Origin of the sequence: Streptomyces sp. NPDC057854 (assembly GCF_042797055.1) — a bacterium.
Lineage (GTDB): Bacteria > Actinomycetota > Actinomycetes > Streptomycetales > Streptomycetaceae > Streptomyces.
In genome coordinates this window covers 123,323-144,388 of sequence record NZ_JBHVMF010000007.1, presented here as the reverse complement: position 1 = coordinate 144,388, position 21,066 = coordinate 123,323, and the positions used below count along the sequence as shown (strand labels likewise).

Below are 21,066 nucleotides of genomic sequence, written 5' to 3'. Positions count from 1 at the left end.
ACCGGGGGCGGTGGGGGCCTCGGGTCAGCGGAGTCCCTGGGCGGTGCCGTCGGTGACGGCGCCCTCGACGGTGGTGACGGTCTCGTGCAGGACGGTGGCGGTGCCCTCGTCCTGCAGGAGGCCGGTGGCCCCGCCGAGGTTCAGGGGGTTCTCCGCGGCGCTGGCCTGCGGCGGCGGGGTGACGAGGGCGGTGACGACGCCTGCGGCGAGGGAGGCGATGGCGAGCATGCTGCGCTTCTTCATGCCCTGGTCAACTGCTGGGACGGCAAAGGGTTACGGCCGGCCCCGGTCCGTCCGTCCGCCGGCCGTCCGCCGGTCTGTCAGGTCGCGGCGGGCGGGGCGGCTCCGGAGCGGCGCTGGTCGCTCTCGCTGCGGAGGTCCGCGGTGCGGCGGGCGAGGGTGTCGACGCGCTCCGCGAGACCGGCCGGGAGCGGGGGGCGGGCGGTGCGGGCGCGGGCGAGGGGGGCCAGCAGGCCGGCCGGGTCGTCGTCCGCGAGGGCCTGGCTGAGCTCGCGGCGGAGGGCGGCGGGGAGGCCGTCGAGGGCGGTGATCTGTCCGGCGAGCTGGCGCAGGTCCGCGGCGTTGTCCCGGGCCCAGCTGGTGACCGTGCGGTCGGCGGCGCGGCGGTCGCGGGTGGCCTGGACGCGCTCTTCGCGGGTGGTGCCAGGGCGGCCGGGGCGCACCCGCAGATAGCGCCGCTCGGCGGCCTGCCGGCTGGTGACGCCGAGGGGTTTGGCGAGGTCGGCCCAGCTGGCGCCCGCGTCCCGGGCGGCCTCGATGAGGCCGGGCTCCCACCCGGCGAGCTGCTCGCGCAGTTCGCGCAGGAGCAGCAGCGCGGCCAGCGCCTCCTCGGTGGAGGTGCGGGCGGGCGCGGCCGGGGGGCTCGCGGACCGGGCCGCGCGCACGGCCTCGTCGATCGCGGCGAGCGCGACCAGCGCCGCGCGGGAGCTCACGGGGTCGTCGCCTCCGGCCATGGGATCACTCTCTCCTGCGAGGACGGTCGCCGTCGTGGCGTCGTGTCGTGATGTGCGGTGTCGTCGGTTCGATGACATCCAAGTTGTCATCCATCCGACGACATGTTACAACGGATGTCAGGTGAAGCGCATTGGCAACCACTGCCTGAACCGATGGAGGTGTTCCACGATGTTGATGCGCACCGACCCGTTCCGCGAACTCGACCGCCTCACCCAGCAGATGCTGAACACGACCGGCACCTGGTCCCGTCCCGCCGCCGTCCCGATGGACGCCTACCGCGAGGGCGACGTCTACGTGATCATGATGGATCTGCCGGGCGTCTCCCCCGACGCGATCGACATCGACGTCGAACGGAACATGCTGACGGTGAAGGCGGAGCGCCGGCCCGTCCAGAAGGCCGAGGACGTCCAGATGGAGCTGTCCGAGCGGCCCCTCGGCGTCTTCTCGCGGCAGCTGATGCTGGCCGACACCCTGGACACCGAGAAGATCACCGCGGACTACACCGCGGGCGTGCTCACGCTCCGCATCCCGATCGCCGAGCGGGCGAAGCCCCGCAAGATCTCCATCGGCAGCGGCGACGACCGCCGCCAGATCAGCGGCTGAGCCGCTCCCCCGGCCGGGAGCGGAGGGCGGAGGCCGAACAGCCTCTCCCTCCTCCCCCCTCCGCTCCCGTCATCACCCCGCACTGACACGAGGGGTCGCGATGAGACTGCCCTGGCAGACCTTCCTGGACCGCGTGCGGGAACGCGGCGACTACGACACCCCGCAGGAGGCCGAACGGGCCGCCCGTGTCGTCCTGGCCCTGCTCGGCGCCCATCTGGTGGGCGACGTGCGGGCCGCGCTCGCCGCCCGCCTGCCCGAGACCTTCGCCGTCGTCCTGCTCAACCCGCTCCAGGCGACCGAACCGCTCTCCCCGGAGCGGTTCGTCCGGGCCACCGCCGCCTGGATCGAGGGGGCCACCGAACGGACGGCGGCCTGGGACGTCAGCGCCGTGCTGAGCGTCGCCGCCGACGCGGCCGGCGAGGACCTGACCGCCCGGATGCTCCTCCAGCTCCCGCCCGGGTACGACCTGCTCTTCGGGCGCCCCTCCCTCCCCCGCTGAGCCGGGCCCGCCCGGCCTCCCCCTGTTCGCTCCGCCCGGCCGCTCCGGCCGGGCCCGAAGAGAACGGCGACGCACACCACCATGACCCTCCAGACCGAGACCCCGTTCCCCGCCGCCGCCACGGCCGTCCGGGAGGAAGCCTCGTACACCGGGCTCCTCGAACGCGTCCGCTACGAGGGCGCGTACCCGACCCGGGAGCGCGCCGAGCAGGCCGTCCGCGCCGTGCTCGCCGCGCTGGGACGGCAGCTCGTCGGCGACGAACGCGTCGAACTCGCCGCCCGCCTGCCCTTCGAGGCCGCGCTGACGCTCACCGCCCAGATCCCCGCCACCACGCCGCTCACCGGCTGGGAGTTCGTCAAGGACCTCGCCGAGCGGACCGGCGGCAGCCTCGCCACCACCCGCTGGGACGTCGGCGCGGTCCTCGCCCCGGTCGCCCGGCTCGCCGGACCCGAGCTCACCGACCGCATGATCGGACAGCTGCCGTCCGGCTACGCCCTCCTCTTCGGCCGTCCCGAGCTGCTGCCCGCGCATGAGGTCAGCGGGGTCCCGGCGGAGTCGAGCGGGTGAGCCGGCGGCGGACGCGGGTCTCGTGCACGAGCCGGCCGGCCAGCGCGCTGCCGTAGACGACGAAGCCGACCCCGACGAGCCACGACTGGAGCACCAGGACGGTGCCGAACTGGCCGTACGTCACCGCGTTGGAGGCGATCAGCGGCGAGAAGACGAGCTGGGAGAAGACCCGCAGGCCGAGGAGGCCCAGGGCGGTGAGCACGGCGCCGGGCAGCAGGGCGCGCCAGCGGATCCGCCCGCACAGCAGGAAGCGCTGCGACCACCAGAAGAAGAGGAAGGTGCCGAGGAGGTCCCCGCCCGCGACGAGGACCGTGACGCCGGCGGAGGCGTTCGCGGGCGCGGGGAAGGCGACGAAGAGGAGGAGGGCGGCGACGAGGACGGCGAGCCACACGATGTGGCGCCACATGGTGTGCCAGCGTGCCGTGGGCAGGTCCCAGGCCCGTTCGTAGCCGGTCTGGACGGCGGAGCCGAAGGTGACGCCGAAGGCGGCGAGCGCGGCGAGTCCGAAGGCCGTGGTGCGCTGGAGCGCCTGACCGGGCTGGCCGAAGAGGAGTTCGACCTCCTCCTGAGAGACCTCGGTGACGCCGAGGCCCTGGATGAGCCAGCGGGCGAAGCCCTGGCCCCGCGCCAGGTCGGCGGCGGCCACGACGATCAGCAGCGGCACCAGGGTGAGCAGGCTGAGGGCGGCGAACCCCATGGCGCGGTGCATGAGTTCCATGGCCCGCCCCCGGTTCCAGGCGAGCGCCACCGGTGACGCGAGCAGACGGGCGTGCCACCGGCGGACCGGGGGCGCGGGTGCGCGCGGCGGCTCGTCGCGCGGCGTACCGGGGGTGGGGGGCATGTCTGGTCCGGTACCCGCCGGAGGGCCGGGTCCCGCAGCGATGCGGCCGAACGGGTGGGGTCAGGGCAGGCGCCGGGCGCCGGGTCCGGGACGGGCGGTGACCTCGCGGGCGGTGAGGATCCCGGCGTCGTCGCCCGCGCACTGGACGACGACCCGGACCGGGGCGCCGCAGTCGGTGTGGCGGATGTCCAGGACGGGGCCCGCGGGGTCGCCGGCGTGGGTGTCGCCCCACTGCTTCAGCGCGAGCAGCACGGGCCAGAGGTCGATGCCCTTGGGGGTGAGCCGGTACTCGTGACGGGTGCGGGCGCCGGGTTCCCGGTACGGGACGCTGCGGAGCACGCCGGCGGCGACGAGCTTGCGGAGCCGGTCGGCGAGGACGGCCTCCGAGAGGCCGATGTGGCGGCGGAAGTCGTCGTACCGGCGGACGCCGTTGAAGGCGTCGCGCAGGATGAGCAGGCTCCACTTCTCGCCCACGAGGTCCAGGGTGCGGCGGACCGGGCAGTTCTCGGTGTCCGTCTCCAGCCAGTTCATCGTCCCACTCTAGCGAGCTGACTGCGCCGTTGACAGTCAGCCGACGCGGGGGCTAGCTTCGCGCTGCAGAGCCAGCCGTCGGGACGGCGGACGCGGAACGACGGAGCGGAGTGGTCATGGGCAGGTCGCGCACGGTCGAGTGGCAGGACGCCGGGGCCACGGCCCGGGCGGCGGCGTCGATGGCGGGGATCGACTTCCTGCGCGAGATGGTCGCGGGCAGGCTGCCGGGCCCGCCGATCGCGGCGCTCCTCGGGTTCACGCTGGAGGAGGTCGGGGACGGGCGGGCGGTGTTCGCCCTGGAGCCCGGCGAGGAGCACTACAACCCGATCGGCAGCGTGCACGGCGGCGTCTACGCCACGCTGCTGGACTCGGCGGCGGGCTGCGCGGTGCACACCACGCTGCCGCTGGGCACCGCGTACACGTCGCTCGACCTGTCGACCCGCTTCCTGCGCCCGATCACCCTGGACACGGGCACGGTGCGGGCCGTCGGCACGGTCGTCTCGCGGGGCCGGCGCACCGCGCTCGCGGAGGCCGAGCTGTACGACGGGAAGGACCGCCTCCTCGCGCACGCGACCAGCACCTGCATGCTCTTCCCGGTTCCCGGCCGGGAGGCGGGCGACGGCGCGCGCGCCTGACGCCCGCCCGCGTCCGTCCGGTCAGCGCCTGCCGGCGACCGGACGGGCGCGGGTGCAGCGGTCCGGGGCCGCGTCCGGCGCCGCGGTGGCCTGGAGCGCCGCGCTGACCAGGGTGGCGAGCAGGTCGATGTCGGACCCGGCGTCGAGCCGGACGGTCACCCAGCCGGAACCGGCCCGGAGCCGGACCGCGGTCGAGTTCTGGAGCGCGGGCCGCAGCCGGGCGACCATCGCGCGGGTGAGGTGGACGTCGGCCTCGTGCTCGCCGTGGAAGTGGACGATCTCCTCCGTCGCCGTCCCGAGGCCGATTTCGGCACCGCAGTGCGTACGGCCACGGGTCAGCGAGGGCCAGCTCATCAGACGTTCACTGGCATGCCTGGCCGTGTTCATACGAGGAGCGTGCCGGGCCGCGGGGCCCGGCACAAGCGTCCTGGCGAAAGAATCCCGTCGAGGCCGGAAACCGACGCCCGCACAGGGCGAGATGACGACATGTCACCACGCTCGGTGCGGGTGGCGCGGCACTGTGTCACGGGTGCCGGGTCAGCCCGCCGGACGGGCCCGGACGCGGGCCGCGAGGACGGCCACGTCGTCCTCGGCGCGGCGGGCGTCGAGCCGGTCCAGGACCTCGTCGACGACCTGCCGCGGCCCGGGTTCCGGCGGCAGCCGCAGTCCGGCAAGACGGGCCAGCGAGGCGTCGATGTCCTCGCCCCGGCGCTCGACCAGACCGTCGGTGAAGAGCAGCAGCGTGTCGCCCTGCCCGAGCTCCCGGGTGGCCGGCTCGTAGCCCCCGACGCCGGTGCCGAGCGGCGGTCCCACCGGCAGGTCCACCAGTTCGGCCACCCCGTCCGGCCCGAAGACCGCCGGCGGCAGGTGCCCGGCGCTGGCGAAGGTGGCGGTGCCCCGCCCGGGGTCCACCCGGACCAGCAGACAGGTCGCGGGCCGGCGGGCGCCGTCCTCCGCGACGACCGCGTCCAGGTGGCGCAGCACCCGGTGCGGGGGCAGGTCGGTGGCGGCGACCTCGCGGAGCGCCGAGCGGTACGCGTTCATGTCGACGGCAGCGTCGAGGCCGTGGCCCATGACGTCGCCGACGACGAGCAGGCTGCGGCCGAAGTGGAGGCGTACCGTCTCGAACCAGTCGCCGCCGACCAGGGTGCGCGGCCCGGCCGGCAGATAGCGGCCGGCGATCTCCAGGTTCGGGTGCGGCCGGCCGGGTTCGGCGACGAGGGCGCGCTGGAGGTGCAGGGCGACGTCCTCGGTCGCGGCGAGCCGCCGGGCGTGCCGGAGGTGCCGGGCCGCCAGCCGCGCCGCCTGCCGCAGCACGACGAGGTCGGCGTCGGTGTACGGGGGCGCGGCACGGGTGACGGTGACCGTGCCCAGCGGCCGCTCGCGGTCGACGGCGAGCGGGGCGGTGAGGGTGTGGGCGAGCCGCGGGGCGGGGGCGGCGGCGGGCTCGCCCGGGCCGGGCGCCGGCTCGACGGTGGCGGTGCCGCCGGGGTGGCGGGCGAGGAAGGCGACGAGTTCGCGGCGGGTGACGGCCTCGTCGAGCGTGGTGCCGATCTCCCCGATCGCCGCCGCCAGGGCGCCCGCCACCTCCGCGAGCCCGGTCTCGGCGACCGCGGCCGTCGGCAGCCCCCGCCCGGGTGCGTCCCGCTCCGCTCGTTCCCTGCTCTCCGCCACGACACCTCCACCGCCGCGCGGCCACCGGACGGGCGGTGGGCGCCCGCTCACCCCCATTGCACCAGCGGGCGCCGATCCTCGCGCGGCGCGACGACGGCGCGGAAACGGTGGTGCGGCGCTCCGGGACACGATCTGCGTACCCGCAGAGGCTACCGGCCGGTACGGCCCCCTCGCGCCCCCGCCGTGGCAGGATCGGCGCATGGCCACGCACGGATCCGACCGCCCCGGGACCGACCTGCCGCGCGGCATCGGCGCGCCCGCGACCCGCGCCCTGGCCGCCGCCGGCTACACCCGGCTCGACCAGCTCGCGGGCGTCCCGGCCGCCGAACTGGCCGCGCTGCACGGCGTCGGCCCGAAGGCCCTGCGGGTGCTCTCCGAGGCCCTGGCCGAGCGCGGCACCGGCCTCGCCTGACCCTCGCTGTACGGTCCGGGGGCGGGGGCTCTAGCGTGGGGCCCATGGAACTCCTGGGAGACATCGCCCCCGACCGCCCGCTGCTCGTCCTCGCCGTCAAGGAGGAGGCGCAGTTCCTGGACACGTCGCTGCCGGTGCTCCTCACCGGCATCGGCAAGGTCAACGCCGCGAACGCCCTCGCCGCCACCCTGGCGCGGGGCCCGCGTCCCTCGGGTGTGGTGAACCTCGGGACCGCCGGCGCGCTGCGCGCCGGCTGGACCGGCACGCACGTCGTCGGCACGGTCGTCCAGCACGACCTGGACGGCGAGACGCTGGCGCGGCTGACGACGGGCGAGACCTTCGGGGCTCCGATCGCGCTGCCCGACGGCGGCGACGTGGTGCTGGCCACCGGTGACGCGTTCGTCTCCGACGAGGCCACCCGCGCCCGGCTGGCCGAGCAGGCCCCGCTGGTCGACATGGAGGGGTACGCCCTGGCCGCCGCCGCGGAGCTCGCCGGGGTGCCGCTGCGGATCGTGAAGCACGTCAGCGACGAGGCCGGCGCGGGCGCCGACCGCACCTGGCGCGAGTCGGTCGCCGCCTGCTCCCGGGCGCTGGCGGACTGGGCCGCGGCGCACATCCCGGCGTACCGCGGCTGACCGGGGCCGCCGGGGACGGCCGCGGGCTCAGCCGAGGGGCAGCTCCAGGAAGGACGCGGCCCCGGGCGGCGAGCCGAGCCCGGTCTGCGTCCAGGTGACGGAGGCGTCGCCGTACAGCGGGTCCTTGCTGTCGACGACGAGCATCAGGCGGTGCCCGGCGGGGACGTCGTACGCCGCGGCCTGGAGGCTCCAGGTGACGGTGGTGTCCCGGTCGGGCGTCAGGTCGTAGGCGTTCAGGGGCTCGTGGGTGACGATGTGCGCCGTGCCGTCCTCGGCCACGTCGAAGAGGTGGGCGATCAGGCCGGCCGCGGCGGCGGTGGAGCGGACAGTGAGGCGGAGCCGGGGGAAGCCGCGGATCCGGCGGCCGACGGGTCCGCCGTCGGCCGGGACGAGGGGATCGGTGGTCCAGGCGAGGGCGTGCCGCCGGTCGATCTTGCGGGTGTCGTAGAGCTTGGGGCTGCCCTTCCACTCGGCCTGGCCGGTGCGGAGCGGTTCGCCCATGGCGGTGGCCTCGGTGTCGACGCCGGCGAGGAAGGTGCGGCGCCAGCCGGTGGTCCGCGCGTCCGCGCCCGGCGCGACGAGGCGGCCGTCGGTGCCGCCGGCGCCGTCGCCGGTGAGGCCGTAGACCTCGCGCCCGGTGGTGACGTCCCGCCAGGTGGGGCGGGACTCGCGGACCGCGGGCCGGACGATCCGTCGCGCGCCGGTGGGGTTCCCGGTGACGGGGTCGGCGACGGGCTCGGTGACGTACGTGAACATGACCTGGGCGCAGACCTCGTCCCACGCGTCCACGCCGTTGCGCTCGCCCTTCAGGTGGTGGTCGAGCCAGGCGTACGCCTCGTCCAGCACCGGGTCGGGCGCGCCGGGCGCGACGCCGAGCAGGCCGGGGCCCTCGGGGGCGGCGTGGTCGCCGATCCAGAGGTTGAGCCGCTTGGGGACGCGGAGCCGGTCGAAGGTCTCGACGGCCTGGTTGACCGGGAACAGGCTCTCGTGCCAGGTGTTCGAGCAGAAGGTCGGGGTGCCGTGGTCGTCGGTGAGGTCGGTGTATGTCCGCGGTGAGCGCCCCTCGGCCCAGCGGACGACGGCGTCCAGGTTCCGGTCGTTCAGGAAGTCGTCGAGGATCCGCCGGTTCTCCGCGTCGAACTTCTCCTCGACGGGTCCGCCGGTGAAGCCGATGAGGGCCTTCACGGCGGCGAGGTGGCGGGTCCGGTGGTCGTACAGGCTGGCGGCGAGGTCGCCCCAGGTGCTGAGGGCGACGACGGCGCCGACGCGTTCGTCGTGGGCGGCGACGAGCTGGCTGATGCCGGAGCCGTAGGACGCGCCGAGGAAGCCGATGGCGGCGGGGGCGAAGTGTTCGACGCCGAAGTCGACGAGGGTCGAGCCGTCGGCCACGTCGAGCGGCCCCGCCACGTCGACGTACCCCTCGGAGGTGGTGGGCAGGCCGGGGATGCCGAGGCCGCGCGGGGTGTAGGCGAGGACGTGGTAGCCGCGCAGGGCGAGGGCGAGGTAGAGGCCGGGGAAGAGGCCCCAGCCGTAGGGGGTCCAGCCGGAGGGGACGACGACGAGGGGGTGCGGGCCGGGGCCGAGCTGCCGGAGGCTGAGCGCGGAGAGCCGGTGGCCGTCGGTGGTCTCGACGCGGTGGAAGCCCGGCAGGGCGAGCCCGCGGACCCGGGCGACGGCGTCGGCGAGCGCGGCGGGGAGCTGCCCTTCGTGCGGAGGCCCGTCGGCGAGGAGGGCGGTGACGGCGGTCTGGCCGAACCGGACGGCCTCGGGGTGGACCGTGCCGCCGGAGGCCCAGAGGCCGTCGGCCGCGACGCGGTCCGCGTCGGCCTCGGTGAGGGTGGTCCGGAGCCCGGGGAAGCCCGGGAACGCCTCGGACGAGCCGTCGGTGGTGGGGTGGGGCTGGGGCACGTGCACCGGTTCCTCTCGACTGGAGTACGACCGTCCGCCGTGCGGACGGACGCAAGCCTCACGTATCGGGAAAGGTGCGAACAGAGCGCACGAAGGGCGCACGCGTCACGCAAGGCGGCGGGAACGACCCAGGCCGCCCCGAAGTCGACGTTTGGGAGACGTCCGGGAACGGACGGACCGGTTCCGGACCGGGTCCCGGTTCCGGACCGGGTCAGGGAGTGCGGGCGATCAGCAGGGCGGCGACGTCGTCGTCCAGTCCGCCGGCGCCGTGGGCGGCGAGGTCCCGGTGGAGGAGTTCGGGGACCTCGCCGGAGGGGGCGTCGGCCCACCGGCGGGCGCGCTCCTCCAGCGGGTAGAAGACGCCGGCGCGGTCGCGGGTCTCGCTGACGCCGTCGGTGTAGAGCAGCAGCCGGTCGCCGGGGCCGAACGGGAACTCCTCGACGTGGTGCCGGGAGTCGGCCAGGCCGGCGAGGTTGAGGGGCAGCGACGGCTCGGCGACCTCGACGGTGGTGATCCGGGAGCCGTTCTGGAGGAGCGGCGCCGGGTGGCCGCAGTTGAGGAGGCGGCCGGTGCCGCCGTCGTCGGGGAGTTCGACGAGGACGGCGGTGGCGAAGCGTTCGGCTGCGTCGGAGTCGGGGTCCCAGGCGGCGTAGCGGGACAGGCCCTCGTCGAGCCGGTCGGCGAGCGAGGGGAGGTCGGGGGCGTCGTAGGCGGTGGAGCGGAAGGCGCCGAGGAGCACGGAGGCGGTCTCGACGGCGCCGAGGCCCTTGCCCTGGACGTCGCCGAGCATGATCCGCACGGCTCCGGGGATCCGCACGGCCTCGTAGAAGTCGCCGCCGATCCGGGCCTTGGCCGCGGAGGCGACGTACAGCAGGTGCAGTTCGACGGGGCCGAGGCGGGGCGGCAGCGGGCGGAGCACGACCCGCTGGACGACGTCGGCGACGGCGGTGACCTCGGCGAGGTCCCGCTCGTAGCGGGTGCGGACGGCGCTGACCCACGCGGAGGCGGCGGTGATGCCGAGGAGCAGGCCCTCGCTGGCGAGCAGCGTCTCCTCGGCCGGTGTGCCCCGGCTCGCGACGAGCACCGCGCGCACCGCCATGGCGACGGCCCCGATGCCGAGGGTGCCGGACACGCTCCAGGTGGCGGCGGCGAGCGCCGGGACCGTGAAGAGCAGCCGGTCGACCCGCTCGGAGTCGGGCGTGACCAGGTCCGCGACGACGACCGCGAGCAGGACCAGGACGGGCACGGCGCGACCGATCCGGACCTGGGTCCGCTTCGCCGCGGCGGGTCGGGGCCGGGGCCGGGGACCAGCTGCGTGCATGTGATCATCGTACGCAGAACGGGCGCGGCCGTCCGGTGCGCGCGGGACGGGCGTGTCCCGCCCGGGGACCGACCGCCCGTCACCGTCGACCGCAGCGTCAGAGCCCCTGAGCTCACGCTGAACCTGAGGTTCAGGGTGCGGGAAGGCCGTCGGTTACACTGAGTGCAGCGAAGGGGAGTAGCCCTGCGAACCGGTCGTCGACACACTGGAGCCCCCGGGTTCCCGGTGACCGGGTCCGCGCGTGACGCGGACGGGCGAGACCTTCGGCCAGGCATCACCACGTCCGCACCCCTGTGGGCGTGGTCCGTCATGCCGGGCCGAGTGGTCCTCCCGTCGCCCACCGAGGTGCCGTGCGGAGCCACGCGGGCCCGGACCGAGCAGAGAGCGCCGGTATGCACCTCGACCCCTTGGCGATCGTCACCGCCTTCGGGCTCATCTTCCTCGCCGAGCTTCCCGACAAGACGATGTTCGCGTCGCTCGCGATGGGCACGCGGATGCGTCCCCTGTACGTGTGGTTCGGCACCTCCGCCGCCTTCGCCGTCCACGTCGGCATCGCCGTCGGCGCCGGCAGCCTCCTCGGGCTGCTGCCCGGCTGGATCGTCAAGCTCGTCTCCGCGCTGATGTTCGGCTTCGGCGCCTTCGTGCTGCTGCGCGCCGGGGGCGACGACGACGAGGAGGACACGGGCGGCAAGACCGTCACCGGCTTCTGGCCGGTCTTCTCCACCGCGTTCATGGCCGTCTTCATCAGCGAGTGGGGCGACCTGACCCAGATCACCACCGCCAACCTCGCCGCCACCAACGGCACCGCGTCGACCGCGATCGGCTCCTTCCTCGCGCTCACCTCGGTCTCCGCGCTGGCGCTGGTCGCCGGCCGCTTCATCGCCAAGCGCGTCCCGCTCAAGACCGTCCAGCGCGTCGGCGGCGTCTGCATGGCGGCCCTGGCGGTGTGGTCGCTGGTCGAGGTGTTCACCGGCTGACCCGGCCCGTCCGCTCGCCCTCCGGGGCCGTACCCGCGCACCATGGGTACGGCCCCGGTCCTCCGTTCCCGCCGCCGGGCCGCCGGGTCCGGCGGCGAGCGGCGCCGGGCCGCGGACACCGACCCGGAGGGAAGCCCATGCCCGACGCCCCCGACCGTCCCGCCGCCACCCGCCCCGACCCGGGGCGCGCGGACGCCCTGCGCCGCGACCCCGTACGCCCCGAGTCCGTGCGCCCCGACCCCGTGTACGCCGATCCCGTGCACGCCGAGCTCGACCGGCTCGCCGAGAAGACCGCCGCGCAGGTGATCGCCTGGCGGCGCCACCTCCACCGGCACCCCGAGCTGTCGAACCGCGAGGAGGGCACGGCCCGGCTCGTCGCCAGCCATCTGCGTGCCCTCGGGCTCGACGAGGTCCGCACCGGGATCGCCGGACACAGCGTGGTCGGCGTCCTCCGGGGCACCGCGCCCGGCGGCGGCGGACGGGTCGCCGCGCTGCGCGCCGACACCGACGCGCTGCCCGTGCGGGACCTGTGCGGGGCCGACTTCGCGTCCCAGGTGGTGGACGCGGACTATCCCGGCGGGCCCTTCCCGGTCTCCCACGCCTGCGGCCACGACTGCCACTCCGCGATGCTGATGGGCGCGGCGACGGTCCTCGCGGGCGTCCGCGACCGGCTGCCCGGCACCGTCGTCCTCGTCTTCCAGCCCGCCGAGGAGGGCCCGCCGGTCACCGAGACCGGCGGCGCGCTCGCCATGGTCGAGGCGGGCGCCTTCGCCGACCCGGTGCCGACCATGGCGTTCGGGATGCACGTCACGCCGTACCCGAAGGGGTACGTGGGCTACCGGGTGGGCAACCAGTACGGCGCCTCCGTGCTGGTCCGGATCACCATCAGCGGCAAGCAGGTGCACGGCTCCACGCCGTGGCAGGGCGTCGACCCGATGCCTGCCGCCGGGGCGGTGCTCACCGGGATCGGGCAGCTGTACCGCCAGGTGTCGGCCTTCGACCCGGTCACCGTCAGCATCGGGCACGTCGAGGACGTCGGCCGGTTCAACATCATCGGCCAGACGGTGACGCTCTGGGGCACCGTCCGCTGCGCGGTCGAGTCCGACATGACCGAGGTGCGGGAACGGCTCCGGCGCCTGGCCGAGCACTCGGCGGCGGCGTACGGCGCCACGGCCGACGTGGCGTACCTGCAGCCGGTGCCGCCCGTGCACAACACCGGGCCGTGGGTGACGGCGGCGCTGCCGACCCTCCGGCGGGTCGCCGGCGACGAACGGGTCACCGAGACCGGGCCGACCCTCGGGTACGACGACGTGTCCGAGTTCATCGCGCGCTTCGGCGGCCTGTACGTGATGCTCGGCGTCCAGGACGCCACGCTCGGCGCGGACGGGCTGCCGGTGCCGGAGGAGGGCGGGCGCGGCCTCGTCACCAACCACAACCCGCACTTCTACGCCGACGACGACACCCTCGTCACCGGCGTGCGGCTGCACGCGCACGTGGCGTACGACCACCTCACCGGGGCACTGCTGCCCGCCGGGTGAGCCGGGCGGCGGCCCGAGTTGCGGCCGGGCGCCCGGCCGGGAGGCTGGGGGGTATGAACGTGGACCTCTCCGCCCTCGCCGACGAGCACCTGGCCGCCGCCCGCGACGCCCCGCACGGGCGCAGCGCCCATCTGGTCCTGCACGACGGGGTGCTGCGGCAGACCGTGATCGCGCTGACGGCCGGTACGGCCCTGGACGAGCACAACGCTCCCCCGGCGGCGAGCCTCCAGGTGCTCAGCGGCCGGGTGCGGCTGACCACGCACGGCTGGACGGACGAACTCGCCACGGGGGTGCTGCGGATGATCCCCAAGGAGCGGCACGGGCTGACGGCCGTGGACGACTCCGTGGTGCTGCTGACGGCCGTCAACGACTGACCGCGGCGGAGGGCACGGGGGCCGATCGGTCGTCAGAGGGCGGGCCGGAGCGGGCTGCCGGCGGCGGCCCGGCAGGCGGCGGGGCCGAGGGCGCTGCCGCGCAGCCACGCGGACCAGTCGAGGTTCCAGTCGCCGTAGCCGTTGCCGAACGGCGCCATCCGCTCCCCGTACCCGTTCACGACCCGGACCGGGTCGCCCTCGCGGACCGTGCGGAAGAACCAGCGGGCCGCCTCGGTGGACATGCCCGTGCAGCCGTGGCTCACGTCGGCGCTGCCCTGCGCGTCCACCGACCAGGGGGCGGCGTGCAGGTACTCGCCGCTCCACGTCACCCGGGTGGCCCAGCGGACCTTGAGGTCGTAGAACTCGCGGCTGCCGCGCGCGATGCCGATCGAGTCTCCGCGCATCCGGACCACGGCCTCCTTGCCGAGGACGACCTTGGTGCCGACCCGGGTGCGGAAGCCGCGCTTGCCGGTGGTGACGGGGATGACGCGGAGCAGCCGGCCGTCCCGGTAGACCCGCGTCTCGTGGGCGGCGACGTCGGTGACGGCCTCCACGCGGGCACCGGTGAAGAAGGTGAGGGGCCGTGAGGGGCCGCCGTACAGCCGGTCGGTGACACGGGCTCCGGCGAGGGCGGAGCGGACCCGGACCGTGGCGCGCGCCGGCCAGTAGTCGCGCGGCCGGTAGTGCAGGGTGTCGGCGTCCACCCAGTGCCACGCTCCGACGGCACGCGGTTCGCTGCGCACCTCCAGGGCGCGTTCGACGGTCCGGCGGGCGGCCGGATCGCCGGCCGGGACCGGGTGGCTGAGTGCGGCGGTGACCGGTTGGCCCACTCCGTACGTACGTCCGTCGCCGGGGCCGAAGTCGACGGTCAGCCGCTCGCCGGCGGGCGCCGCGGCGGTGCGGACGGCGACCCGCACGACCCGGCTCCTGGGCCCGGCCGGGCCGGGCTCCTCCAGGACGAGCCGGGCGGTGTACGCGCCTCCGGCGGGCAGCGGGACCTCGCTGGTCCAGCGGGTGCCGGTGCTGTCGGCGCGCCCGGCGACCCGGCGCCCGCGGCGGTCGGTGACGGTGGCGTCGGTGAGCCGTCCGGGGGTGCGCAGGACGAGGGCGAGCGGGCCCGCGCCGGCCGGCAGGTCGACGGAGGCGGACGCGTCGACGGCCATCGTGGTGCGGGGCACCCGGCAGAGGCCGGCCGCGCCGGAACAGGCGTCGACGGTGACGACGGCCGGCCCCGGTCGGGCCGTGCTTCCGGCGCGGCCGGCGGGCGGGGCCTGGCCTGCGGCGGTGGTGACGAGGACGGCCCCGACGGCGAGGGAGAGCGCTCCCCGTCCCGGTACGTATCGGCGTGACGGCACGTCGGACACCCTCGCCTTTCGTCGCTGACCGGGGGACGGCCGGCGGACGGGCACCGGCCCGCTCATCAGAACCGACGACGGGACGAAAAGATGATCAAGGGGGCGGGCGTGGCGGGCGAGAGGCCGCGGAGACGACTCGAATGGGTCAGCGGGGCGGTTCCGGCAGCTCCTCGCCGGTCTCCAGGAGCGACTTCAGGCTGGAGACGATCGCGGGCCAGCCCTCGCCGATGAGCCCCCGCATGATGCCGTCCGGCTCCAGGTCCGCGTGGGTGACGGTCAGCTTGACCATGTCGTCGCCGGACGGCTCCACGTCGAAGGCGACGGTGGAGCGGCGCTCGCGGGACAGGAGTCCGTACACCTCGTCGTCCAGGCGGACCGCCTTCGCCCATTCGGGTGTGAAGGTGTGCCAGGTGTACGCGAGCCGGCGGCCCGGCACGGCCTCGACGACGACCTGCTCGGGATCGCTGGTGCGCCGGCCGCCTTCGTCCCAGACCATCACCGCGCCGGGGGTCCAGTCGGTGTCGAAGGCCACGCCCCAGTAGCGCCGGGTCAGTTCCGGCTCCGTCAGCGCCTTCCAAAGGTCGTCCGGGGAGGTCCTGATGTAGCTGGTGTAGACGTACGCGTCGGTGTCCATGGCGCTGCTCGCTCCTCCGGCTCCCCCGGTCGTCGCCCCCGCGGTGTCTGGTGATCCAGCGTAGGCAGGCCCGGGGCGGGGTGCCACGCAGGACGGTGCGGGCCGGCGGCCGGTCCGACCGTCGACGTCGTCCGTCCCGCCGTCGACGTCTTCGGTCCGGCTGTCGAACGCGTCGGTCCGGCCGTCGAGTCGTCGATCCGGTCGTTGAATAGGTGCGGAAGAAACTATTCAACGGGCTGCTAGCGTGTCGGGAATGTCGCTGAAGCACGCCGTCCTCGCCGCTCTCCTGGAGGGCGAGGCATCCGGATACGACCTCGCCAAGATCTTCGACGTGTCCGTCGCCAATTTCTGGGCCGCGACCCCGCAGCAGCTCTACCGCGAGCTCGACCGGCTGGCGGAGGCCGGGCTCATCTCCGCGCGCGTGGTCGAGCAGGAACGGCGCCCCAACAAGCGGATGTTCAGCCTCACCCCGGAGGGACGCCGGGACCTGGACTCGTTCACCTCCGTGGCGCCCCGGCCGACGGCGGTGCGCGACGAGCTGATGGTGCAGGTGCAGGCGTGCGACGGCGGCGACACGGAGGCCGTACGGGGCTTCGTGGCACGGCGGATGGACGCCTCCCGGGACCGGCTCGCGCGGTACGACCGGCTGCGGGACTGGCTGCTCGGCGACCGCGACGAGGAGACGTACCTGCGCGAGTCCGAACGCGTCGGGCCGTATCTGACGCTGATGCGCGGCCGGCTGCTGGAGCAGGAGAACCTCCGGTGGGGCGAGCGGGTGCTCGCGGTCCTCGACGCGCGGATCGCGGCCGGGCGGGGCGGCGGCGGGGTGACGCCGGCTCCTACCCTGCGGTAGAACTCTCGGGTAGTCCGCCGGGGAGGCCGGCGGGCACGGCGGGGCGGACGCCGGGAGGCCGGTCCGCCCGACGAAGGGGCGGACCGCATGAACGTCGGTGATCTCATCGAGGACTTCACCCTTCCGGACGAGACCGGGACCCCGCGCTCCCTGTCCGGACTGCTCGCCGAGGGGCCGGTCGTCCTCTTCTTCTATCCGGCGGCGATGACGCCCGGCTGCACCGCCGAGGCGTGCCACTTCCGGGACCTGGCGGCCGAGTTCCGCGCGGCGGGTGCGCTGCCGGTGGGCGTGAGCGGCGACGTCGTGGAGAAGCAGCGGGAGTTCACCGAGCGCCACTCGCTCGGCTATCCGCTGCTGTCCGACCCGGACGGCACGGTCCGGGAGCGCTTCGGGGTGCGCCGCGGCTTCTCGCTGGCCCCGACGAAGCGGGTCACGTTCGTCATCGGACAGGACCGGCGCGTCCGCGAGGTCGTCCGCAGCGAGCTGCGGATGTCCGCCCACGCGGACCGCGCCCTCGCCGCGCTCGCGGCACTCCGCGCCTCCTGAGCCGGGCTCGGGCGGGGCGGCCCGCCGGGTGTCAGGTGCCGAGGAGCCGGGCCTTGGCGGCGGCGAACTCCTCCGGGGTGAGCAGTCCCTGCTGGACCATGTCGCCGAGCCTGGTCAGCTGTTCGGTGAGGCCGCCGGGGGGCTGACCACCGGGCGCCTGGCCGCCGGGCGGTGACGGCGGTGCGGGCGGGGCGGTCGGCTGCGGCGGGGGCGGCCAGGACTGCGGGGCCTGGGCCTGCGGGGCTGCCTGGGTCTGCCGGTCCTGGAGGTCGGCGATGGCCTGCTCCTGGTCCTGTTCGCGGCGGGCGGCCCGGGCGGCGCTGCGGCCCGCGGCGTACGCGGCTCCGCCGACCAGGGCGCCGCGCAGGAGCGGGGCCCCGGCCGGCCGGACGACCGGGCGGACGAGGGGACGGCGTCGCATGAACATGCGTCAGCTCCTTCCGGCGGCGGCGGAGACCGCTTCCTCGTAGGCGGCCCGCGCCTCCGCCACGTGCGCGTCGGGGATGGGCACCCGGGCCGCGATCCGGCCGCCCGCCTCGCGGATCGCCTCGGCCGCACGCGCGGCCCAGGTGTGCTCGACCAGCAGCATCAGCGCGCAGGAGCCCGGTTCCAGCGACTGGGCGACCTCGGCCGCGTCCTCCGGGCCCAGCAGGTTGGCCTCCGGGCCGATCTCCGCCGTGGCCTCGTCGTACTCGTCGTACTCGATCAGCTCGGAGGTGGAGACCTCGCCGCCCGGCGCCCTGACGACGACGAGCGAGTCGATCAGCCGGACCTGGCCCTCCTTGCGGAGCTCCGCGATCGCGGCCACCGCCGCCACCTTCAGCCGCTCCCCCGGAAAGGCGAGCACGACACATTCCACCGGTCCCATGGCACTCCGCTCCTCGTCGTCCCCGCGGACCCGTCCGCGCACGGGAGTTCCCATCCGAACACGGCGCGTGCGGGCCCGCACGCGGAGCCCGGGCGGCCCCTCTCCGACATGCGGGCGCGGGCCGGACAGGTGAGACTCGCTCCAACGCGCGGCCTCCCCGGCCGGACGCGACGGATCGGAGTGTGCAGGAATGGACGACTACCCCCTCCTGAACGTCTTCTGGACGATGCTGTGGTTCTTCCTCTGGATCATGTGGCTCTTCCTGCTCTTCAAGGTGATCACGGACATCTTCCGGGACCACGAGCTGAGCGGCTGGGCCAAGGCGGGCTGGCTGATCTTCTGCATCCTGCTCCCCTACCTCGGCGTGCTGGTGTACGTGATCGCCCGCGGCAAGGGCATGAGCGCGCGTGACGCGAAGCAGGCGAAGGACGCGGAGGCCCGCTTCCAGGAGTACATCCGGCAGACGGCCGGCACCCAGGCCGCGGCGAACGCCACCCCCAGCGCCACGGACGAGCTGGCGCGGCTCGCGGACCTGAAGGAGCGGGGCGCCATCTCCGAGGCGGAGTTCCAGCAGGCGAAGGCCAAGGTCCTGGCCTGACCCCCGCCCCCTGATCAACCCGGTGTCCCGGACTCGCCCCCTTAATGCGAGTCCGGGACACCGCTTTGATACGGTCACGCCGTGAGGTTGACCAAGTTCACCGACCTGGCCCTGCGCGCCGTGATGCGCCTGGCGGTCGCCGACGACGAGGAACCCGTCACCACCCGCGCGGTGGCGGAGGAGATGGCCGTGCCGCACGCCCACATGGCGAAGGTGGTCACCCGGCTCCAGCACCTCGGTGTGGTCGAGGCCCGGCGCGGACGCGGGGGCGGGCTCGCCCTCACCGCGTTCGGGCGGCGCTCGTCGGTGGGCTGGCTGACCCGGACGCTGGAGGGCGAGGAGGAGGTCGTCGGCTGCGAGGCCGATCCGCCGTGCCCGCTGCGGGCGGCCTGCCGGCTGCGGGGCGCTCTGCGGGAGGCGCAGGACGCCTTCTACCGCACGCTCGACCCGCTGACGGTGGCCGATCTCGTCGGCTCGCCGACCGGCCCGGTGCTGCTCTCCCTCACCCCCCGCCGCCCTCCCGCGTGATCCGGCGCCCGACCCGGCGCCCTCACCCGTCCCTTTAAATGCGAAGATCATCTACCAGATTGGGAGTCCCCATGCTGTCCGAGCAGGCCGTCCCCGTCGTCCGCGCCACCCTGCCCGCCGTCGGCGGAGCGCTCGACGCCATCACCGAGCGCTTCTACGGGCGGCTCTTCGCCGCCCACCCCGAGCTGCTGCGCGACCTCTTCAACCGGGGCAACCAGGCCAGCGGCGACCAGCGCAAGGCGCTCGCCGGCTCCATAGCCGCCTTCGCGGTCGCCCTGCTGGAGCACCCCGACACCCGCCCGGACACGCTGCTCTCCCGCATCGCCCACAAGCACGCCTCCCTGGGCGTCACCGCCGACCAGTACAAGGTCGTGCACGAGCACCTGTTCGCCGCGATCGCCGAGGTGCTCGGCGAGGCCGTCACCCCCGAGGTCGCCCGGGCGTGGGACGAGGTCTACTGGCTGATGGCGAACGCGCTCATCGCGCTGGAGGGCCGCCTCTACCAGGAGGCGGGCGTCGCGGACGGACAGGTCTGGCGCCCGGTGCGGATCGCCGAACGGCGCGAGGAGACCCCGGACACCGTCTCCTTCGTGCTCACCGACCCGGACGGCGCGCCGCTGCCCGCCTTCCGGCCAGGGCAGTACGTGAGCGTGCGCGTGACGCTGCCGGACGGCGCCCATCAGATCCGCCAGTACAGCCTCTCCGCCGCGCCGGGCCGCCCGAGCTGGCGGATCACCGTGAAGCGGGTCGACGGCGACCCGGCCGGCGAGGTCTCGAACCAGCTGCACGCCCACGCCGCCGCCGGCGACGCCCTGGAGGTCTCGGTGCCCTTCGGCGACCTGGTGCTGCCGGAGGGCGACGGGCCCCTGCTGCTCGCCTCCGCCGGCATCGGCAGCACCCCCATGCTCGCCATGCTCGACCACCTCGCCGCCACCGGCTCCGCGCGCCCGGTCGTCGTCGTCCACGCCGACCGCTCCCCCGCCGCGCACGCCCACGCCGAGGAACTGCGCGCCCTCGTCGGCCGGCTCCCGCAGGGCAGCCTGCACCTCTGGTACGAGGAGCCGGGCACGTCCGGCGCCCGCACGGGCCTCGCCGACGTGACCGCGCTGGAGCTGCCGGCCGGCACGAGCGCCTACCTGTGCGGCCCGCTGCCCTTCCTCCGCGCGGTCCGCGGCGACCTCGTCGCCTCCGGCGTCGCCGCCGCCGACATCCACTACGAGGTCTTCGGACCGGACCTCTGGCTGGGCGCCTCCGCCTGACCATGATCCTTGGATCCGCAAGCGCCGTGGCGTTCCCGCTGCGGATCCTGCATAGTGTGGGCGCGGATCGGCCTCGTGATCAGTGGGCCGACACGGACATGGACGGACACGATGGGATCGTACGGAGCGGACGGCGGCCACCGGGACCCGCGGCGGGCGGTACGGGGCATAGCCCTCGACATCGGCAGCTCGCGCACCCGGGCCTGGGCCCCGGGGGCGGGCGTCTTCGCGGACGTGCCGAGCGCGGCGGTCCGGCGCGGCCGGGTCGCGGACCCGTCCTCGCAGCTGCTGCTCCTGAAGCGTCTGGCCGCGTCCGCGCCCGGTGACGCCGGCCATGACACCGTCGTGATGCTGACCCATCCGGTGCTCGCCGCCCCCGAGGAACGCGAGGCGGCCCGCCGGGCGGTCGCGGGGCTCGGCGCCGTGCGGGTCATCGCCGTCGACAGCGCGCGGGCCGCAGCCGCCTACGCGGCGCCGCCCGGCGGCGGCCCGCTGCTGGTGGTGGACCTGGGGGCCCGGCTGACCGAGGTGACGCTCGTCGTGGACGGACAGGTGCAGGACGCCCGGCTCGCCGAACTCGGCGTGGACGACCCGGCGCCGCACGGCGGGGTGCCGGAGGCGGTGGCAGGGACCGCCGCCGACATGGTGAGCGACATGTGGCGCGAGGACGGCACCGGCGCGGTCCGCGGGGCGCTGCGCCGGGGAGTGCTGGTGACGGGCGGCGGCGCGCTGCGGCTCGACGTGACCGCGCGGCTCGCGCAGGTGCTGCGCGGCCGGGTGCGGCTCGCCAACGATCCGGCGACCAGCGTCGTCCGGGGCGCCGGCCTGATGCTGGCCTCGGCCCTGCGCCACCCGGGGGCCCGGGGGGGCCCGGGGGGGCCACTCCGCCGCCCTGGCACAATCAGGTGCGCCGCCCTCCCCAGCGGTGTCACCCC

The 21,066-nt window shown here is 75.3% G+C and carries 27 protein-coding genes; 15 read left to right on the top strand and 12 right to left on the bottom strand.

Translation table 11 applies throughout. The features are described from left to right. Positions 1-24 precede the first annotated feature (24 nt). Complete coding sequence (locus ACFVQZ_RS12785) at positions 25-243, bottom strand: hypothetical protein (protein WP_321192538.1); 219 nt, start codon at positions 241-243, stop codon at positions 25-27. Between the two features lie 77 nt (positions 244-320). Then, entirely contained in the window at positions 321-974 is a 654-nt protein-coding gene (locus tag ACFVQZ_RS12780; RefSeq protein ID WP_030493345.1) for a hypothetical protein, read from the bottom strand. 169 nt (positions 975-1,143) lie between these two features. Between ACFVQZ_RS12780 and ACFVQZ_RS12775 the strand changes: the two genes are divergently transcribed. The 3 genes from ACFVQZ_RS12775 to ACFVQZ_RS12765 all read left to right on the top strand — a co-directional run bounded on the left by ACFVQZ_RS12775 (position 1,144) and on the right by ACFVQZ_RS12765 (position 2,644). After that, positions 1,144-1,578 carry an Hsp20/alpha crystallin family protein gene (locus ACFVQZ_RS12775; RefSeq protein WP_030493344.1) on the top strand — a complete coding sequence of 145 codons (435 nt, stop codon included), beginning with the start codon at positions 1,144-1,146 and terminating at the stop codon, positions 1,576-1,578. A 100-nt stretch (positions 1,579-1,678) separates the two neighbouring features. Next, entirely contained in the window at positions 1,679-2,077 is a 399-nt protein-coding gene (locus ACFVQZ_RS12770; protein WP_030493343.1) for a DUF2267 domain-containing protein, read from the top strand. A gap of 81 nt (positions 2,078-2,158) precedes the next feature. Further along, the gene (locus ACFVQZ_RS12765) at positions 2,159-2,644 is read left to right on the top strand and encodes a DUF2267 domain-containing protein (protein WP_051787570.1); all 486 of its coding nucleotides are present in this window, start codon (positions 2,159-2,161) and stop codon (positions 2,642-2,644) included. On the opposite strand, the gene ACFVQZ_RS12760 is transcribed toward ACFVQZ_RS12765, so the two are convergent. Then, on the bottom strand, positions 2,613-3,485 hold the full coding sequence (locus tag ACFVQZ_RS12760; RefSeq protein WP_030493341.1) for a YhjD/YihY/BrkB family envelope integrity protein: 873 nt from the start codon (positions 3,483-3,485) through the stop codon (positions 2,613-2,615). The genes ACFVQZ_RS12765 and ACFVQZ_RS12760 overlap by 32 nt on opposite strands. A 60-nt stretch (positions 3,486-3,545) precedes the next feature. Next, on the bottom strand, positions 3,546-4,016 hold the full coding sequence (locus ACFVQZ_RS12755; RefSeq protein ID WP_030493340.1) for a helix-turn-helix domain-containing protein: 471 nt from the start codon (positions 4,014-4,016) through the stop codon (positions 3,546-3,548). 116 nt (positions 4,017-4,132) lie between these two features. Here ACFVQZ_RS12755 and ACFVQZ_RS12750 point away from each other — a divergent pair, with 116 nt between their 5' ends. Further along, positions 4,133-4,651, top strand: a complete 519-nt coding sequence (locus tag ACFVQZ_RS12750; RefSeq protein ID WP_030493339.1) for a PaaI family thioesterase — start codon at positions 4,133-4,135, stop codon at positions 4,649-4,651. A 21-nt stretch (positions 4,652-4,672) separates the two neighbouring features. On the opposite strand, the gene ACFVQZ_RS12745 is transcribed toward ACFVQZ_RS12750, so the two are convergent. Together ACFVQZ_RS12745 and ACFVQZ_RS12740 are read right to left on the bottom strand one after the other, a co-directional pair. Further along, positions 4,673-5,005, bottom strand: coding sequence for a luciferase family protein (locus tag ACFVQZ_RS12745; RefSeq protein ID WP_051787568.1), 333 nt, complete (start codon positions 5,003-5,005; stop codon positions 4,673-4,675). Between the two features lie 183 nt (positions 5,006-5,188). After that, a complete protein-coding gene (locus ACFVQZ_RS12740) occupies positions 5,189-6,325 on the bottom strand; it encodes a PP2C family protein-serine/threonine phosphatase (protein WP_321192537.1) in 1,137 nt (378 codons plus the stop codon). Between the two features lie 199 nt (positions 6,326-6,524). Here ACFVQZ_RS12740 and ACFVQZ_RS12735 point away from each other — a divergent pair, with 199 nt between their 5' ends. After that, positions 6,525-6,737 (top strand): DNA-binding protein, encoded by a 213-nt coding sequence (locus ACFVQZ_RS12735; protein ID WP_030493336.1) that lies wholly within the window; start codon positions 6,525-6,527, stop codon positions 6,735-6,737. A 44-nt stretch (positions 6,738-6,781) separates the two neighbouring features. Further along, complete coding sequence (locus ACFVQZ_RS12730; RefSeq protein WP_321192536.1) at positions 6,782-7,372, top strand: nucleosidase; 591 nt, start codon at positions 6,782-6,784, stop codon at positions 7,370-7,372. A 27-nt stretch (positions 7,373-7,399) separates the two neighbouring features. On the opposite strand, the gene ACFVQZ_RS12725 is transcribed toward ACFVQZ_RS12730, so the two are convergent. Next, complete coding sequence (locus ACFVQZ_RS12725) at positions 7,400-9,280, bottom strand: CocE/NonD family hydrolase C-terminal non-catalytic domain-containing protein (protein ID WP_383621521.1); 1,881 nt, start codon at positions 9,278-9,280, stop codon at positions 7,400-7,402. A gap of 211 nt (positions 9,281-9,491) precedes the next feature. Next, positions 9,492-10,601, bottom strand: coding sequence for a PP2C family protein-serine/threonine phosphatase (locus ACFVQZ_RS12720; RefSeq protein WP_030493333.1), 1,110 nt, complete (start codon positions 10,599-10,601; stop codon positions 9,492-9,494). A 392-nt stretch (positions 10,602-10,993) separates the two neighbouring features. Here ACFVQZ_RS12720 and ACFVQZ_RS12715 point away from each other — a divergent pair, with 392 nt between their 5' ends. The 3 genes from ACFVQZ_RS12715 to ACFVQZ_RS12705 all read left to right on the top strand — a co-directional run bounded on the left by ACFVQZ_RS12715 (position 10,994) and on the right by ACFVQZ_RS12705 (position 13,490). Further along, positions 10,994-11,578, top strand: coding sequence for a TMEM165/GDT1 family protein (locus ACFVQZ_RS12715; protein WP_030493332.1), 585 nt, complete (start codon positions 10,994-10,996; stop codon positions 11,576-11,578). Between the two features lie 137 nt (positions 11,579-11,715). Then, the gene (locus ACFVQZ_RS12710; RefSeq protein WP_383621519.1) at positions 11,716-13,116 is read left to right on the top strand and encodes a M20 family metallopeptidase; all 1,401 of its coding nucleotides are present in this window, start codon (positions 11,716-11,718) and stop codon (positions 13,114-13,116) included. Between the two features lie 53 nt (positions 13,117-13,169). After that, on the top strand, positions 13,170-13,490 hold the full coding sequence (locus ACFVQZ_RS12705; RefSeq protein WP_383621517.1) for a cupin: 321 nt from the start codon (positions 13,170-13,172) through the stop codon (positions 13,488-13,490). 32 nt (positions 13,491-13,522) lie between these two features. Here ACFVQZ_RS12705 and ACFVQZ_RS12700 read toward each other — a convergent pair whose 3' ends face one another. Next, positions 13,523-14,845, bottom strand: coding sequence for an Ig-like domain-containing protein (locus tag ACFVQZ_RS12700; protein WP_383621515.1), 1,323 nt, complete (start codon positions 14,843-14,845; stop codon positions 13,523-13,525). A gap of 145 nt (positions 14,846-14,990) precedes the next feature. Continuing rightward, positions 14,991-15,479, bottom strand: coding sequence for an SRPBCC family protein (locus ACFVQZ_RS12695; protein ID WP_030493328.1), 489 nt, complete (start codon positions 15,477-15,479; stop codon positions 14,991-14,993). A gap of 253 nt (positions 15,480-15,732) precedes the next feature. Between ACFVQZ_RS12695 and ACFVQZ_RS12690 the strand changes: the two genes are divergently transcribed. Then, the gene (locus ACFVQZ_RS12690; protein WP_030493327.1) at positions 15,733-16,332 is read left to right on the top strand and encodes a PadR family transcriptional regulator; all 600 of its coding nucleotides are present in this window, start codon (positions 15,733-15,735) and stop codon (positions 16,330-16,332) included. Between the two features lie 87 nt (positions 16,333-16,419). Next, positions 16,420-16,878, top strand: a complete 459-nt coding sequence (locus ACFVQZ_RS12685; protein ID WP_030493326.1) for a peroxiredoxin — start codon at positions 16,420-16,422, stop codon at positions 16,876-16,878. 31 nt (positions 16,879-16,909) lie between these two features. On the opposite strand, the gene ACFVQZ_RS12680 is transcribed toward ACFVQZ_RS12685, so the two are convergent. Both ACFVQZ_RS12680 and ACFVQZ_RS12675 read right to left on the bottom strand, forming a co-directional pair. After that, positions 16,910-17,305, bottom strand: a complete 396-nt coding sequence (locus tag ACFVQZ_RS12680) for an SHOCT domain-containing protein (RefSeq protein WP_051787566.1) — start codon at positions 17,303-17,305, stop codon at positions 16,910-16,912. A 3-nt stretch (positions 17,306-17,308) separates the two neighbouring features. Further along, on the bottom strand, positions 17,309-17,746 hold the full coding sequence (locus tag ACFVQZ_RS12675; RefSeq protein WP_036413990.1) for a DUF6325 family protein: 438 nt from the start codon (positions 17,744-17,746) through the stop codon (positions 17,309-17,311). Positions 17,747-17,936: 190 nt separating this feature from the next. On the opposite strand from ACFVQZ_RS12675, the gene ACFVQZ_RS12670 reads away from it, so the two are divergent. The 4 genes from ACFVQZ_RS12670 to ACFVQZ_RS12655 form a co-directional block, all read left to right on the top strand. After that, on the top strand, positions 17,937-18,344 hold the full coding sequence (locus ACFVQZ_RS12670; RefSeq protein ID WP_030493323.1) for an SHOCT domain-containing protein: 408 nt from the start codon (positions 17,937-17,939) through the stop codon (positions 18,342-18,344). Positions 18,345-18,425: 81 nt separating this feature from the next. Further along, positions 18,426-18,872 (top strand): RrF2 family transcriptional regulator, encoded by a 447-nt coding sequence (locus ACFVQZ_RS12665; protein ID WP_383621511.1) that lies wholly within the window; start codon positions 18,426-18,428, stop codon positions 18,870-18,872. 71 nt (positions 18,873-18,943) lie between these two features. After that, on the top strand, positions 18,944-20,131 hold the full coding sequence (locus ACFVQZ_RS12660) for a globin domain-containing protein (RefSeq protein WP_383621509.1): 1,188 nt from the start codon (positions 18,944-18,946) through the stop codon (positions 20,129-20,131). Between the two features lie 111 nt (positions 20,132-20,242). Further along, the coding region (locus tag ACFVQZ_RS12655; protein WP_383621507.1) for a rod shape-determining protein MreC at positions 20,243-21,066 on the top strand (824 nt) is incomplete at its 3' end.

What these genes read in the sequence shown, in the direction of transcription:
- ACFVQZ_RS12785 (WP_321192538.1), bottom strand. Translation starts at nt 243, where the DNA reads ATGAAGAAGCGCAGCATGCTCGCCATCGCCTCCCTCGCCGCAGGCGTC.
- ACFVQZ_RS12780 (WP_030493345.1), bottom strand. Translation starts at nt 974, where the DNA reads ATGGCCGGAGGCGACGACCCCGTGAGCTCCCGCGCGGCGCTGGTCGCG.
- ACFVQZ_RS12775 (WP_030493344.1), top strand. Translation starts at nt 1,144, where the DNA reads ATGTTGATGCGCACCGACCCGTTCCGCGAACTCGACCGCCTCACCCAG.
- ACFVQZ_RS12770 (WP_030493343.1), top strand. Translation starts at nt 1,679, where the DNA reads ATGAGACTGCCCTGGCAGACCTTCCTGGACCGCGTGCGGGAACGCGGC.
- ACFVQZ_RS12765 (WP_051787570.1), top strand. Translation starts at nt 2,159, where the DNA reads ATGACCCTCCAGACCGAGACCCCGTTCCCCGCCGCCGCCACGGCCGTC.
- ACFVQZ_RS12760 (WP_030493341.1), bottom strand. Translation starts at nt 3,485, where the DNA reads ATGCCCCCCACCCCCGGTACGCCGCGCGACGAGCCGCCGCGCGCACCC.
- ACFVQZ_RS12755 (WP_030493340.1), bottom strand. Translation starts at nt 4,016, where the DNA reads ATGAACTGGCTGGAGACGGACACCGAGAACTGCCCGGTCCGCCGCACC.
- ACFVQZ_RS12750 (WP_030493339.1), top strand. Translation starts at nt 4,133, where the DNA reads ATGGGCAGGTCGCGCACGGTCGAGTGGCAGGACGCCGGGGCCACGGCC.
- ACFVQZ_RS12745 (WP_051787568.1), bottom strand. Translation starts at nt 5,005, where the DNA reads ATGAGCTGGCCCTCGCTGACCCGTGGCCGTACGCACTGCGGTGCCGAA.
- ACFVQZ_RS12735 (WP_030493336.1), top strand. Translation starts at nt 6,525, where the DNA reads ATGGCCACGCACGGATCCGACCGCCCCGGGACCGACCTGCCGCGCGGC.
- ACFVQZ_RS12730 (WP_321192536.1), top strand. Translation starts at nt 6,782, where the DNA reads ATGGAACTCCTGGGAGACATCGCCCCCGACCGCCCGCTGCTCGTCCTC.
- ACFVQZ_RS12720 (WP_030493333.1), bottom strand. Translation starts at nt 10,601, where the DNA reads ATGCACGCAGCTGGTCCCCGGCCCCGGCCCCGACCCGCCGCGGCGAAG.
- ACFVQZ_RS12715 (WP_030493332.1), top strand. Translation starts at nt 10,994, where the DNA reads ATGCACCTCGACCCCTTGGCGATCGTCACCGCCTTCGGGCTCATCTTC.
- ACFVQZ_RS12710 (WP_383621519.1), top strand. Translation starts at nt 11,716, where the DNA reads ATGCCCGACGCCCCCGACCGTCCCGCCGCCACCCGCCCCGACCCGGGG.
- ACFVQZ_RS12705 (WP_383621517.1), top strand. Translation starts at nt 13,170, where the DNA reads ATGAACGTGGACCTCTCCGCCCTCGCCGACGAGCACCTGGCCGCCGCC.
- ACFVQZ_RS12695 (WP_030493328.1), bottom strand. Translation starts at nt 15,479, where the DNA reads ATGGACACCGACGCGTACGTCTACACCAGCTACATCAGGACCTCCCCG.
- ACFVQZ_RS12690 (WP_030493327.1), top strand. Translation starts at nt 15,733, where the DNA reads ATGTCGCTGAAGCACGCCGTCCTCGCCGCTCTCCTGGAGGGCGAGGCA.
- ACFVQZ_RS12685 (WP_030493326.1), top strand. Translation starts at nt 16,420, where the DNA reads ATGAACGTCGGTGATCTCATCGAGGACTTCACCCTTCCGGACGAGACC.
- ACFVQZ_RS12680 (WP_051787566.1), bottom strand. Translation starts at nt 17,305, where the DNA reads ATGTTCATGCGACGCCGTCCCCTCGTCCGCCCGGTCGTCCGGCCGGCC.
- ACFVQZ_RS12675 (WP_036413990.1), bottom strand. Translation starts at nt 17,746, where the DNA reads ATGGGACCGGTGGAATGTGTCGTGCTCGCCTTTCCGGGGGAGCGGCTG.
- ACFVQZ_RS12670 (WP_030493323.1), top strand. Translation starts at nt 17,937, where the DNA reads ATGGACGACTACCCCCTCCTGAACGTCTTCTGGACGATGCTGTGGTTC.
- ACFVQZ_RS12660 (WP_383621509.1), top strand. Translation starts at nt 18,944, where the DNA reads ATGCTGTCCGAGCAGGCCGTCCCCGTCGTCCGCGCCACCCTGCCCGCC.